Origin of the sequence: Pseudomonas sp. RW409, assembly GCF_003184125.1 — a bacterium.
GTDB lineage: Bacteria > Pseudomonadota > Gammaproteobacteria > Pseudomonadales > Pseudomonadaceae > Aquipseudomonas > Aquipseudomonas chlororaphis_I.
Map to the genome: position 1 here is coordinate 398,614 of NZ_QHHP01000042.1, position 13,596 is coordinate 412,209.

The window sequence follows — 13,596 nt, forward strand, 5'->3', positions numbered from 1 at the left end:
ATGACTATCAAACTTCCCCCGCTACCTCAACCCTTCTCGTTTGCCGTGCACCCGAGTTATTGCCCTGGAAATCCGAGTCCGTTTCTTGATCTGGATATTTACGATCATAGTCCGTTCGAGCGGGTCACCAGGGGCTATGCGGATCGTTTTGAATTGTATCAGGACGAGATTCAGCGTCAGCGCCTGGCAAACATTCACTGTAGTTGGTTGGGTGCCATGATGTATCCGACTGGGACGGAGGAGTTATTGCAGGTTGGTGTTGATTTTTGCATGTGGGCTTTTGCCTACGATGATGAATATTGCGACGAGGGGCCGATTGCCCGAGACCCGAATAAACTCATACAGGCATCGGTGGAAATCTGGCGGCAGTTCGAATCTCCGGAATACCAACTGACCAACGATCGTTATGCATTGGCTGCCCGGGACTTGCGTATTCGCCTTGATAAGTATGCCAAGCCGGAGCAGACCGGCAGGTTTGTCGAAGCCATGCGTATCTATTTGATGGCGGAGATGTGGAAAGCGACCAATGCCACGCCTACTGTCAGCGATTGTGTTTTTATGCGGGCTACCGGCGGTGGGGCCTGGGCATTTCCGGCATTGGGACATGCTATTGCCGATATCGATATTACCCAGCGGGAATATGAAGATCGGCGTGTGCGAGCGCTATTCGAAATGCTCTCCAGCTTAATGGCCTGGGAAACGGAACCCCATGCCTTCAGCAAGGAGATGGAGCGAGGGGCAAACTATAAAGAGCACAATTTGATCCGGGTGATGATGCGCGAAAACCAGTGCAGTTTCGACTCGGCTGTTGAAGATTATCTGGAAATGCGTTTGCGCTTGCTAAGTCTTTTTCTACGTTTGAAGGCTGAGGTAGACAGTTATGCCTCCGAAGGGGTTAAAGCCTATATTGAATCTGTTATTCGCTACTATGTTGGCGCGACTGTCTGGTCGCAAAATACCAGGCGATACAAGTCATTGAGCGGCAACATAGATGACCATATTTTTGTAGGAGGACAGTTAACAGCGCCACAACCACCGGAGGTCTTCAGCAACACAAAGCCCATTGATATAGACGGGGTGAGATGGTGGTGGGAATACGACCCACTCAATAAACAAGCATCAGATGGGGCTACCCTTAAGTATCGTCCGGCGAGTGTTTAGGCTGTATGGCGTAGCGATGTATGTGCGTCACAAGATCGTGCATAACCGGACGAAAACCCAGCAGTACCCTAACGACCCGATATAAAACCTGATGATGTACTCGGTTTGTCGGTTTGTTCCAAGGAGAGGGAAATGAAACAGTCCACCGTCCCATCACCAGTGCCATTCATCCTGATTCCGAGCACACCGATGCCCAGTCTGCGTTATGGATGGAGCACTTTCCCTCTATTCAGCCTAGGACTATTCATAATTAAGGAGAGTGTCATGGCAATTATTACGTTACCTAGTATCTATTGCCCTTTTTCACACACTCAACACCCAAAGGCCGACCAGTTCGACCAATGCACGGCGGACTGGCTGCAACACTGGGAGCTCTATTGGGATGATAAACAGAGACAGAGAATGATTCGGCCTGGCTGGGGAGTATTGGCATCACTGGCCTACCCCAAAGGCACTGACGAATTGATTCAGATCGCATCCGACTGGATGGCGTGGGCCTTTGCCTGGGACGATGAGTGGTGCGATGAAAGCCCGGTTACAAAGAAGCCGGAGGACATGATCGTCGCATTCGCAAGAATGAACCGGGCATTGGAATGCCCGGAGTTCCCCGTCGCCCCGGATGACCGTTATGCCTTGTCCATGCAAGAACTGCGCATCCGCCTCGAGCAACACGCCACTCCCATTCAGGTGAATCGTGTGGTTGAAGCCCAAAAAGGCTATTTCATGATCGAAATGATCAAGGCGGCGTCCCTTTCGCCCGGCTTGAATGAGTCTACGTTCATGCGTCTGACGGGCGGCGGCGGGATGGTTTTTCCGAGCCTTACCCATGTTGTTGCCGGTATCGATATTAGCCAGGAAGAGTTTCTTGACCGCCGGATAGTGGCGATGACGGAAATGGCAGCCACTCTCGTGGTATGGGAAAACGAGTTTTTTTCCTACGCGAAAGAGAGTATGCGCGCCAGCCTCGACGAGCGTGGACACAACCTCATCGATGCCGTAAGGAGGGAGTTCAACTACACCGAGCGGCAAGCACTGGCATGGTTCAACGTGATGCACGACCGGATTATCGGTTTGTTTGTCCGCTTGCGCGAACAACTGCTTCAGGACGCCTCTGCCGAGGTCGAACAATATATTGAAGCGCTGATTCATTATCAGACAGGCGTCCTCGAGTGGCATCGAATGGATGAGCGCTATCGCATTCTGGGCCCCGGAGACCCCACGCCTTGTTACGAAGGTGGCCACAGTACCGACCAGTCACATGATCACAGCCTCGATCCGGTTCCCATACCGTCGATTCAATGGTGGTGGGACTACGACCCTGCTCGTCCTGCACCTGTCAAAAAGTTCCATCCCAATGATCATGTTGCAGCGGCCAGACAAGCTGGGCGTGAGTTCAACGCCCGTCAAGTGCCCTATGTCTACAAGCAACAGCGGGGCTGAACACATCGATCAAACAACGGCTGAGCAGAACTTGGAGCATCGGCAAGTCAAGGACTGAAGATGCATGCCCTCTGCAGATTGGCAGCCGTTGATATGCGGCCTGAAAAGCCTGGGAGTGCACATGAATCAGCGCCAATCCAGCGTCGACACACGTCAGCCATTGCCCTATGCCAATGGTTGGTTCGCGATATGTTTCAGCCATGAACTCAAGCAGGGAGCCGTTCTTGCGTTGCCGTTCATGGGCCAGGAGCTTGTGGTGTACCGCACTCGATCGGGGCAGGTGCGCACCGTCGATCCATATTGCCCACATCTCGGAGCGCATCTTGGGCATGGTGGCAAAGTCGAAGGCGAGAATCTGGTCTGCCCGTTTCATGGCTTGGCATTCAACCCCGAAGGCCATTGCATACGCACCGGAATCGGGCAAAAGCCGCCTTGTGCAAAATTGCCCCACAAGCAGACACGTGAATCCAATGGCGTAGTACTGGTATGGAACAGTAGCGGCGGATACCCGCCTGACTGGGAAATACCGGAGCTCGACACCACCGGGTTCTCCCTTCCCGCCTATAGCCGCTACGACCTGGCCGGGTATGCCCAGGACATGATCGAAAATAGCGCGGATATGCTGCACTTTGCCTGGGTCCATGGGTTCACGGACGTCGCCATGTCCCACCAGACAGACAGCTCCAAGATGGAGCTCAATCTAAGTGCTCGCTGGCGCGGGGTGCCGTTACACATGCACGTTACAAGTCATGGCCTTGGATACGTACTTGTAAAAAGCCAAATGCCGCGCTTCGGGGTGCAAGTAAAGACCCGAGGGTTTGCCACTCAGACGCGCCCTTTGGAGTGGACATTCCGCTGGTCCGATATCGTTCGCGTTGCATACTTGGACAGGTTCCCGGCCATTCTGCGCAAGCCTGCGTATGCCCTTCTGATCAAGCTTGCACACCTCTGGTTCGTGCGAGTGGTCAGTGACGACTTTCCTATCTGGAACAACCGACGCTATGTGGTGGATCCGAAACTGATCGCTGGCGAGGGCGCATTGATGGCGTACCGACGTTGGGCGTCCCGGTTTTATCCCCATGAAGTCGAACCACAGTTAGATATCCGCGGAGCGGAACAGACTGCGCAAAAAATTTCTGCGAAATTGACCGAGTGACCTCATTCAATGCTTCCAGGGCTATGGGGTGGAATGAACGCCCGGCAAGTCTTCACGCCAGACCAACACTGTGCGGCAACAACCGACTGAGGGATCGCCATGAAAATCATCCTTGCCCAGCCCCGCGGTTTCTGCGCAGGCGTGGTGCGGGCGGTAGAGACTGTCGAGCAGGCACTCGAGCTGCAGGGTGCCCCGGTGTATGTGCGCCACGAGATCGTGCACAACCAGCATGTGGTCGATAGCCTGCGGCGCAAGGGTGCGCTGTTCGTCGAGGAACTGGATGAAGTACCGGCGAATGCGCTGGTCATTTTCAGCGCCCATGGCGTGGCCAGGGTCGTCGAAGACCAGGCCCGCCAACGCCATTTGCGGGTGCTGGACGCCACTTGTCCGCTGGTGAGCAAGGTGCACAACCAGGGCCGTCAGTACGCGGCCCGCGGCTATCGGTTGATTCTTATCGGCGAGCCCGGGCACCCGGAAGTGCTCGGCACCCTGGGGCAGATTCCGGCACAGGTGACGGTCTTGCTGACAGTGGCCCAGGTCGAGGCGCTCGAGTTTGCGGCCGATACACCACTGGCCTACATCACCCAGACCACCTTGAGCGTCGACGACACCCGTCAGGTCGTGGCAGCGCTCCGTCGGCGCTACCCGCAGATTGTCGGCCCCGACACCCGGGATATCTGTTACGCGGTACAGAACCGCCAGGTCGCCGTGCGGGCCTTGAGTGCCTGTGTCGACCTGGTGCTGGTGGTCGGCAGCCAGAAGAGCGCCAACTCCGTGACCCTGCGCGACATCGCCGGCGAAAGCGGCATTCCCAGCTACCTGATTGCCGATGGCCGTGCGTTGCGTCGCGAGTGGTTCGATCAGCGACCGACCGTCGGTATTACCGCTGGGGCCTCGACGCCGGAGTCCATGATCGACGATGTGCTGGCGGCCCTGGCACGCATCGCACCACTGGATATCACGAGCCTGCCGGGGCCTGAAGAGCAGGTCCAGTTTCGTCTGCCGGCCGGGCTGATCGCCCGCCAGTGAGACGCCCTCCACAGGAGTCGAACCGATGAACACGCCCCTCGCCCGGCGCCAGACCCGACAGGTTGCCGTCGGCCCGGTCACCTTGGGCAGCGCCAGCCCCATCGTAGTCCAGGCCATGACCAACACCGACACCGCCGATGCCCAGGCAACGGCCCGGCAGGTCGAAGCCCTGGCGCTGGCCGGCGCCGAACTGGTGCGCATCACGGTCAATGGGCATGAGGCGGCGGCCCAGGTCGCGCGTATTCGCGAATTGCTGGACCGCCGCGATATCCAGGTGCCCCTGGTGGGCGACTTTCACTTCAACGGCCACCGTTTGCTGGCGGCCTACCCCGAGTGTGCCCAGGCCCTGGGCAAGTACCGGATCAACCCCGGTAACGTCGGCAAGGGCGCGCGGCGCGACGAGCAGTTCTGCAGCATGATCGAGGTCGCCTGTCGTTACGACAAACCGGTGCGCATTGGCGTCAACTGGGGCAGCCTCGACCCGGACCTGCTGGCGCGCATGATGGACGCCAATGCGGCGTTGCCCGAGCCGCTGCAAGCTGATGCGGTAATGCGCGAGGCCCTGGTGGTCTCGGCCCTGGACAACGCCCAGCGAGCCATCGAGGTGGGTTTGCCGGCGGAGCGTATCGTGCTGTCGGCGAAGGTCAGCCATGTCCAGGACCTGATTGCCGTCTATCGCAATCTCGCCGCCCGTTGCGACTTTCCGCTGCACCTGGGGCTGACCGAGGCTGGCATGGGCTCCAAGGGTATCGTGGCTTCGACGGCGGCCCTGGCGGTGCTGCTGCAGGAAGGCATCGGCGATACGCTGCGGATCTCCCTGACCCCGGAGCCCAACGGCGAGCGTACCCGCGAAGTACTGGTGGCCCAGCAGATCCTCCAGGTCATGGGGCTGCGGGCCTTCACCCCGACCGTGGTCGCCTGCCCCGGCTGCGGCCGCACCACCAGCAGCTTCTTCCAGGAACTGGCGCAACAGATCGAGCAGTTCCTCGCAGCGCGGATGCCGGTCTGGAAAACCCGTTTCGCCGGGGTCGAGCAAATGCACGTGGCCGTGATGGGCTGCGTGGTCAACGGCCCGGGCGAAAGCCGGCTGGCGGATATCGGGATTTCCCTGCCAGGGGCCGGCGAGCATCCTTCGGCACCGGTGTACATGGATGGCGAACGGGTCACGACCCTCAAGGGGCCGGGGATCGCCAGCGACTTCACCCGCTTGCTCGAGGCCTATGTCGAAGCCCGTTACGGCGGGCAGGAACAGGCGCGCCAACAGTTGCAGCACCTGTTGCAGAAAGACCCGGCAGAGCAGCAAATCCTGGTGCGCTAAAGGCTCCACCGACATCACCTGCCCAGCGCCACACCAAGGGCAAACGGCTGCTGGTGCCTGGAACCGAAAAGCTACGGCCTGTGAAACCCACGAAAAACGGGCGCCTGTCACGGCGCCCGGATCGTTGGCCTATGGCCGCCCTGCTCTCGCTCGCTGCTCAGCCAGACGCCTTGCTCGCCGCCAGATAGGGCGCCAGGCGGCGCGCCATTTCTTCTCCGAGGGCCTGCAGGCCGCTCATGGGACGGACCATCACCTCGAATTCGACAATCTTGCCGGCTTCGTCGAAGCGGATCAGGTCGATGCCCTTGATCTGCCTTTCGCCGACCCGCGCGCTGAACTCCAGCACCACGCTCAGGCCATCGGCGGTGACCAGTTGGCGGTGATAGGCGAAGTCGCTGAACACCTTGAACACGGTGTTGAGGATGGTCGAAACCACCGGCGCGCCCGGATAAGGCGTATGGGCCATGGGCGAGCGGAATACCACTTTCGAATCCAGCAGTTCAGGCAAGGCGCCCAGGTCGCCCTGGGCAAGCATGGCGTGCCAGCGTTGCAGGGAGGCGGCAGCCTGGGGATGCAGTTTCAGATCGGACATGGTGTTCTCCTGTCACTGGTAAGGGTCGGACTGGGGAGCTGTGGTTCGCTTCGATGACCGAGCCACCATAAGCGCCGGGCGCCGCGCGCAACAATGATCGCAAGTGACACTTGACTGATCGCAATGAGCAATCCCCGTGGCGGCCTCTTCAGGCCTGGCAGAGTTGCTCGAACAGTCTGGCGTGCTGCGGGAAGCGTTCGCTGAGCCGATGCTTGCAGCCCAGCTGCATGTCCGCGTAGTCGAACCCGGGACATACCGCCTCACTGATCAGCCCATAACCCGCCGCGCCGGGCAGCAGCCGCGAGGCCTTCCATACGCCGCCGGGAACGTGCAGCTGCAAGCATTGGCCGGCCAGGACATCGCTGCCCATCACCCGGGTTTGCAGGCGGCCGTCCGGGAACACCAGGCAGTATTCGAGGGCATCCCCGAGATGGAAGTAATGCAGGATGTCGGACTGGTTCAGATGAAAGTGACCGATGGGCGAATCCCCGGTCAGCAGGTAATAGATGGAGCTCATCAAGTAACGCTGCCCGCCCGCGCTGGCGAGCATCGGCCGCTGGTCCGTCTGGAAGGTCCGGCGGTAGTAGCCGCCTTCCGTGTGCGGTTCCAGGTTGAGGGCGCTGAGCAATTGTTGGGTGCTGCAAGCAGGCTTGGGCGGGAGCGGGTCAGTCATGGCGGGATCGCAGGTCAGGGAGTTGCTCCCAGCGTAGCAGCGCTTCGCCCTGGCGCCCTTGGCTGGCCCGACCTGCCGTACGAATGGCAGGTCGGGCCCTGGTCACTTACGCCCGCCGCGTGCCGGCTACCTTGCCGGCCGGTGCAGGCTTGCGCGACAGGGTCCTGGTCCGACGCAGGTAACGTACGGCCCAGACCAGCAGCATGCCAAGGCTCAACAGCAGCGGAACCGCAGCGATGTTGAGCATCTTCAAGGTCCTGCCCAGCTCATCGATATCGGCGTTCAGCTGGTATTGCACCTCGCGCAGTTCCTTGCGAATGCGGGTTTTCTCCTGCAGGAACTGGCGCACCGTCGCCTGCTGTTCGGTGCTGAGGCTCTCGCCCTTTTCCGACGAGCCCTGCAGCTGCTGCAGCTTGCCTTCGGTTTCCTCGAGACTTTCCTCGAGGGCGAAGCGTTTGGCGCGGAAGCTGTCTTCAGCCTGGCGGCGCAATTGCTCCACCACCACGAACGGACGGCTGTAGGGGCCGCGCGAGCGCAGGTTGTTCAGGGCATCCGAACCCGCGAGGTTGTCCAGGGTGTTGAGCACGAAGGAGGCGTTATCGGCCCATGGCCGCGTTGCCGGGCGCCCGTTGATGTCCTGCATCTCCAGCCACATCCGGTCGCTCAACAGGTCGGTATCGGCCACCACCACCAGGTTGACCTGCTGCGCTTCCTTGAGGCCGTCCTTGCGCCCCTCGATGCCCTCGGCAAAGGCGGTCTTTACCGGCCCCTGCACTCGGGCAGCGACGATGTAGCGCTGGCTGGGCTGCTCCTGGTCACGCAACATTTGTTTGCGGTCGGCGGGCTTGTCGAAACGGTCCGCCTCGAAGGCCTTGGCCGAGTCGGAGCTGTACATCAGCGGGGTAAAGCGCGTACTGGCGCCGGCCAGCGGTTCGAGGATGCCGACGGTGCTCAGGGCGATGAACTTCAGCCCGGCGGTACTCGGGTCCTGCTGGCTCAACGCGGCTTGCGGCACACCCAGGGTGAACGGCCGCGGCAGCGGACGCCCGTCCTCCTCGGAAGTCTCCATCAAGGCATAGAGGTTGTCCCCCAGGACCTTGCCCGGCTGCATATGAATGCCCCAGGCCTTGAACAATGGCTCGAGATTGGACGACTTGTCCTTGCTCTGGATGCCGAAGTACTCCTCGCCGGAGTCCTGTTCGCTGTAGGGATCTACGAAGGCCAGCAGCTTGCCGCCGCGCAGCACGAACTGGTCGATGGCGTACAGGGTCGGCTGCGAGAGTTTTTTCGGGTGCAGCAGCATCAGGATGTCGAGGTCTTTCGGGATGTCCTGGGTATCGGGCTTGAGCTGTTGCAGATCGAACTCCCGGCGCAGCTCCTGGATCAGCATCCACGGCTCGGTCTTGCTCTGCGTGCGGATATCGAAGCCACCGTTGGCCGGCAGGCTGCTCAGCAGGCCCAGGGTCGGGCGCTTGGGGTTGGCCAGGGCCTGCAGCAAGCGGCTGATGTCGTACTCGAGAAACTCCTCCTGGTCCGGCGCAAAGAACTCGATCGTCTGGGCGTTGTTCTGCTCATCGGTGCCGGCCAAGCCGAAATACACCGGCGCCCCGCCCTGCCCCAGCGGCACGGCCTGCAGGCCGAACTCGCTGGCCTTGTCCTCGTCCGCGGAAAACGGCAGCGGGTCGATGACATGCAGGCGGATCTTGCCGTCGGCCTCGCGCTCATAAACCTTGAGCAGTTCCTGGACGCGCTGGGCATAGCCACGCATCGGCACCAGCTCCTTCGAGCCGCTGTCGGAAAAGTAGAAATACAGGTCGAGCGGTTGTTTCAGCTCCGCGAGAATCTGCCGGGTGCCGGCGCTGATGGAGTAGAGCTTGTTCTGGGTCAGGTCGAGCCGGACACCGGTGAGCAGCAACCCGGTCGCCAGATTGAAGGCCAGGAACAGCAAGGCAATCAGCAACAGGCCGGAAGTGGAATACAGCATGCGTTTCATCGAATCGTCCTCACTCGGCTTTCTTCAGGTTGACCGTCACCACCGTGGCCATCAGCCAGGCGACGATCACGCTGAGGAAATACAGCGGATCGCGCAGGTCGATCAGCCCTTTGCTGATCGCGCCGAAATGCGTCAGCAGGCTCAGCGAGGCCAGCAAGTCCAACAGCCATTGCGGCGCCCACGGATTGATGGCATCCAGCACCAGGGAGAAACCGCAGGCAACGAACAGGAAACACACCGTGAAGGCGAGGATCAGGGCGATCACCTGGCTCTTGGCCATGGCCGACATGCAGGAGCCGATCGCCAGGTAGGTGCCGGCGAGCAACCAACTGCCCAGATAGCCGGTCAGGATCACGCCGTTGTCCGGGTTGCCCAGGTAATTCACGGTCAGCACCATGGGCAGGGTCAGCAGCAGGGTGAGACCAGCGACGACCCAGGCGGCGAGGAACTTGCCGACCACCGCTTCGAAACAGCTCACCGGCAGGGTCATCAGCAATTCGATGCTGCCGGACTTGCGCTCCTCCGACCACAGGCGCATGGCCAGGGCCGGCAGCAGGAACAGATAAAGCCAGGGATGGACGTCGAAGAACGGCGCCAGGTCCGCCTGGTTGCGCTCGTAGAAACTGCCCAGGTAGAAGGTGAAGACGCCCGAGAGCACCAGGAAGATCTCGATGAACACGAAGGCCAGCGGCGTGGCGAAATAACTGCCCAGCTCGCGCTTGAAAATCACTGGTAACTGTCTCATGCCGATTCTCCCCGGGTCAGGGTCTGGAACACCTCATCGAGACGGCCCTGCTCCAGTTCCAGGCGCTTCATCTTCCAGCCACGCGCCGTCACCAGCGCGTTGACCTGCGGGAAAATCACTTCGCCAGGCCGCGCCAGCAGCGTCAGGCTGCCCTCGGCCGCGTTCTCCTCGACGCCCGCCACGCCCGGCAATACCACCAGGGCCAGCAGGTCCAGCGGCTCGTCGGCCTGCAAGGTCACCGCCTGGCGATAGCGCGAACTGCGTTCCAGCTCGTACGGCGTGCTGTCGGCCAGCAAGCGGCCATTGCTGATGATCAGGGCGCGGTTACAGACGGCCGATACTTCCTCGAGAATGTGGGTCGAGATGATCACGATCTTGTCCTGGCCCAGGTCCTGGATCAGTTGGCGAACCAGTTGCTTCTGGTTCGGGTCGAGCCCGTCGGTGGGTTCGTCGAGAATCAGCACCCGCGGATCGTGGAGGATCGCCTGGCCCAGGCCGACCCGGCGGGTGAAGCCCTTGGACAGGGTCTCGATGGTCTGGCGGCGGACGTCGCCCAGTTCCAGCAGGTCGATCACCCGGTCCACCCGTTCGCGCTTCTGCGCGCCGCGATAGCCGCGAACACTGGCAATGAACTCGAGAAACCCCTGGACCGCCATGTCGCTGTAGCTGGGCGCGCCTTCCGGCAGGTAACCCATCTGCTGCTGGGCGTGACGGGTCTGGGTGCGGATGTCGAAGCCCATGATGCTCGCGGTGCCGGAGGTCGGCGCCAGAAAGCCGGTGAGCATTTTCATCGTGGTGGATTTACCTGCACCGTTTGGCCCAAGAATCCCCAGAACTTCTCCCGGGCCGATATGACAGGACAGGTCGTCGACCGCGACCTGTCCGGAAAAAGACTTGGTTAGTTTGGATATTTCAATCATGGCTTCCAGGTTCAGCAAGAGAAGTCTGAGGTGAACAGCTAAAGGCCATTCATATTCAGCGGGGGTTGAGATTGAGTAGTTGCAACAGGATCAATAGCTGTGTTGTGCCGGAATGGGCGCAATACAATACACGTTGATATTTTTAATGAGGGGATAAGGCCATATGAATAAGACCATTCAATAGAAATATAAGATTTATCTTACGCATTCGAAGTATTGCTCTTAACGCCAACCGACATTATTTCCTAGTATCCTACCGCTCATATTTTTACTTGAGTTTACTGGGTGACATATGCTCTTACGCACTATCTTCATCGAAAACAAAGAGCAGCAAATGCTGACAGCGGCTTTGCTCTGCAGTTTTTCTGTTCCAGAAGCAGGTCGAAACTTTCTCGCCTATAGCCTGAACGAAAGCATTGATGAGGATAATCTGCGCGTCTATATCGCCTTGTTATTCAACGAAGGGGGCAATTACTGCCTGGGCGCCCTGGACTCGGAAGAAGACGGACAACTGGCGATGCGCGTGTTCGGCCAGATCCTGCGCGAAGCCGCCACTGGCGAACGCCGTGAAAGCGATGTGCCCTACCATCTGCTGGACCTGAACAAACAACAGTTGCCTGCCGCCGCCGCGGCGCACCATCGACTCTTGAGCACCAAGAAGGAATGGGTCGCCAGGCTGCTGAGCTTCCAGGCTTCGGCTCAATTTGGCCCGGCGGTCAAACATTCACCCACCGTCATCGACGACCAGCAACTCGACGCCGCCCTGGCACAGCTCGACGAACAGCTGGACGACAGCGCTGAAGAACAGAAACACCACGAATCCACCGAGACGGCCGATGGCTGCGACGCGGAAAGCCCCCGGCCAGAGGCGCCTGCGGCCGAAATTCGCTACTCCGACGCCGGCCCCCTGCCGATGCCGGCCGAGCAGCAGAACCCGGGCGGCCTCCAGGATGACGACTGGCCTTTCCCGGGCACCGACCCCGAGCAGTTCCTGCAGGATGTCGAGGCCAGCCTGATGGAATTCTCCAGCATCGCCGACCGGCTCAAGCAACAGAAACAGCACAGCCAGGCACAACAACAGACCTTGAACTCCAGGGAGTCCCAACTGCAGGAGAAAGAGCGCCTGTTCGAACAGAAGGAAGAGCAGTTACAGCAATGGCAACGGCAACTTGATCAGGATCGACAAGCCGACAGTGCGCTACGCGCGCAACAAGAAGAACGTCAGCGCGAACTGGATAAACGTGAAGAAGCACTGCAGCAAAAGACCAGGGAACTGGCGCAGCAATTCAAGAAGCTCAACCATGCCAAGGACCACTTCAACAACACCCTGAAAAACCTCAATGAGATCATTCGAGTCAATGAGGATGTGCTGTCCGAATAAATCTACCCTGGCTGCCAGGCAAACTTCGTTATTGCCAGAATTGGTGGGCCACTCAATTACAAGCTGCCTGACCTTGTCGACTTTTCCATCGGATCGTTATTTAGATAACGGCCTTTGACTTTCTCGATATAACCGTCACGACGCATCGTTTCTATGGCTTTCGCGACATGGGTCACGACCTCGACGTCGCACACTTTGGAACAGGCGAGGTAAAGCTCATGGCCGACCATGGGCGGGCTCATCAACAGCGGCCGGCTGGAGACGCGCTTCCAGATATAGCGGCTTTCCTGGACCCCGTTGAACCAGGCGTCCACCCTGCCCTTCAACAGCAATTGCGCGGGGTTCTCGCCGATCTTGATGGCATAGATCTGTTCCGGGGCGAAGCCTTTGCTACGCAGGATTTCTTCCTGGGCGCTGCCCAGCCCCACGGCGATGGCCTTGAAACGTCGCCGGGCTTCTTCGAAGTTCGCCACTTTATGTTCGAGGCTGAAAAATGCCCGGTCCATCTGCATGATCGGGGCGATCCAGGTGTAGCGATGTTCCCGCTCGGGTGTGCGGCTGAGTGGAGCGATCAGGACGTTGTCCTTTTCGATGGCGTATTTCTGCGCCCGCGCCCACGGCAGGGTTCTGGGTTCACTGGCATAGCCACTGTTTTTCAGCGCCTGCAAGACAATGTCGCCGACTATGCCGTGACGATCACCCTGATTGGCCATGGTCAGGGGCGGCGCGTCCGGAATAAGGAACTCGAGAGATTCGTGTGCCTCAAGCACAGGAACCGTTCCCAGGAATAGCGGCAGTAGCAATAAGCTGAAAAGAGAGACGCCTTTGGCTGATGTTCTGTCAATCACACAACGAGCCTCTTGTTGGCTTTTATTCGATATCGAGTGGTTGGTGGTCAGGGGGTGAATGGTAGAGCAGTGTCGTTGTCCGTGCCCTGCTTCTGCCGATTCGGACAGCGATAGCGTCGGTTTTTCCCCCTGTTTTTTGACTTCAGGCAAACGATCGGGCGCCGCTACAAGCCCGACGGAGTATATGACGGGAACGCTATGGCTTTATCACAGGTCGTATCGGTCGCCATGGTCGAGCGCCCCGAAGGTGTCAAGGCAGCCAGATAGAGCGTCCACGGATCGCTGGTGGGCAAACGGATGCTCCTTAGTTCAGGTGGTGTTTGAAAACAGTGGCGCCTGC

Annotated in this window: 12 protein-coding genes; 6 read left to right on the plus strand and 6 right to left on the minus strand. The window is 59.5% G+C overall.

Annotation, left to right across the window (positions count from 1 at the left end; all coding sequences use genetic code 11):
- The 5 genes from DK261_RS28795 to ispG all read left to right on the plus strand — a co-directional run bounded on the left by DK261_RS28795 (window position 1) and on the right by ispG (window position 6,104).
- Window positions 1-1,161, plus strand: coding sequence for a terpene synthase family protein (locus DK261_RS28795; protein ID WP_110177179.1), 1,161 nt, complete (start codon window positions 1-3; stop codon window positions 1,159-1,161).
- Window positions 1,162-1,425: 264 nt separating this feature from the next.
- Window positions 1,426-2,601, plus strand: a complete 1,176-nt coding sequence (locus DK261_RS28800; protein ID WP_110177181.1) for a hypothetical protein — start codon at window positions 1,426-1,428, stop codon at window positions 2,599-2,601.
- A 121-nt stretch (window positions 2,602-2,722) separates the two neighbouring features.
- Window positions 2,723-3,757 carry a Rieske 2Fe-2S domain-containing protein gene (locus DK261_RS28805; protein ID WP_232539777.1) on the plus strand — a complete coding sequence of 345 codons (1,035 nt, stop codon included), beginning with the start codon at window positions 2,723-2,725 and terminating at the stop codon, window positions 3,755-3,757.
- 99 nt (window positions 3,758-3,856) lie between these two features.
- Entirely contained in the window at window positions 3,857-4,786 is a 930-nt protein-coding gene (gene ispH / locus DK261_RS28810; RefSeq protein WP_028683941.1) for a 4-hydroxy-3-methylbut-2-enyl diphosphate reductase, read from the plus strand.
- Window positions 4,787-4,811: 25 nt separating this feature from the next.
- Window positions 4,812-6,104: a flavodoxin-dependent (E)-4-hydroxy-3-methylbut-2-enyl-diphosphate synthase gene (ispG, locus tag DK261_RS28815; protein WP_103331238.1), complete on the plus strand. Its 1,293-nt coding sequence runs from the start codon at window positions 4,812-4,814 to the stop codon at window positions 6,102-6,104.
- Window positions 6,105-6,261: 157 nt separating this feature from the next.
- Here ispG and DK261_RS28820 read toward each other — a convergent pair whose 3' ends face one another.
- From DK261_RS28820 to DK261_RS28840, 5 genes are all read right to left on the minus strand, one after another.
- Complete coding sequence (locus tag DK261_RS28820) at window positions 6,262-6,696, minus strand: nuclear transport factor 2 family protein (protein WP_009043842.1); 435 nt, start codon at window positions 6,694-6,696, stop codon at window positions 6,262-6,264.
- A 148-nt stretch (window positions 6,697-6,844) separates the two neighbouring features.
- Window positions 6,845-7,369 (minus strand): cupin domain-containing protein, encoded by a 525-nt coding sequence (locus DK261_RS28825; RefSeq protein WP_038632339.1) that lies wholly within the window; start codon window positions 7,367-7,369, stop codon window positions 6,845-6,847.
- Between the two features lie 106 nt (window positions 7,370-7,475).
- Window positions 7,476-9,362 (minus strand): Gldg family protein, encoded by a 1,887-nt coding sequence (locus DK261_RS28830; RefSeq protein ID WP_053269042.1) that lies wholly within the window; start codon window positions 9,360-9,362, stop codon window positions 7,476-7,478.
- A gap of 10 nt (window positions 9,363-9,372) precedes the next feature.
- A complete protein-coding gene (locus DK261_RS28835; protein ID WP_009048982.1) occupies window positions 9,373-10,107 on the minus strand; it encodes an ABC transporter permease subunit in 735 nt (244 codons plus the stop codon).
- Window positions 10,104-11,027, minus strand: a complete 924-nt coding sequence (locus tag DK261_RS28840) for an ABC transporter ATP-binding protein (RefSeq protein ID WP_009048981.1) — start codon at window positions 11,025-11,027, stop codon at window positions 10,104-10,106. Before DK261_RS28840 ends, DK261_RS28835 begins: the two co-directional genes overlap by 4 nt.
- A 334-nt stretch (window positions 11,028-11,361) precedes the next feature.
- Here DK261_RS28840 and DK261_RS28845 point away from each other — a divergent pair, with 334 nt between their 5' ends.
- A complete protein-coding gene (locus tag DK261_RS28845) occupies window positions 11,362-12,408 on the plus strand; it encodes a hypothetical protein (protein WP_256597613.1) in 1,047 nt (348 codons plus the stop codon).
- A 56-nt stretch (window positions 12,409-12,464) separates the two neighbouring features.
- On the opposite strand, the gene DK261_RS28850 is transcribed toward DK261_RS28845, so the two are convergent.
- Entirely contained in the window at window positions 12,465-13,256 is a 792-nt protein-coding gene (locus DK261_RS28850; RefSeq protein WP_053269040.1) for an ABC transporter substrate-binding protein, read from the minus strand.
- Window positions 13,257-13,596 lie beyond the last annotated feature (340 nt).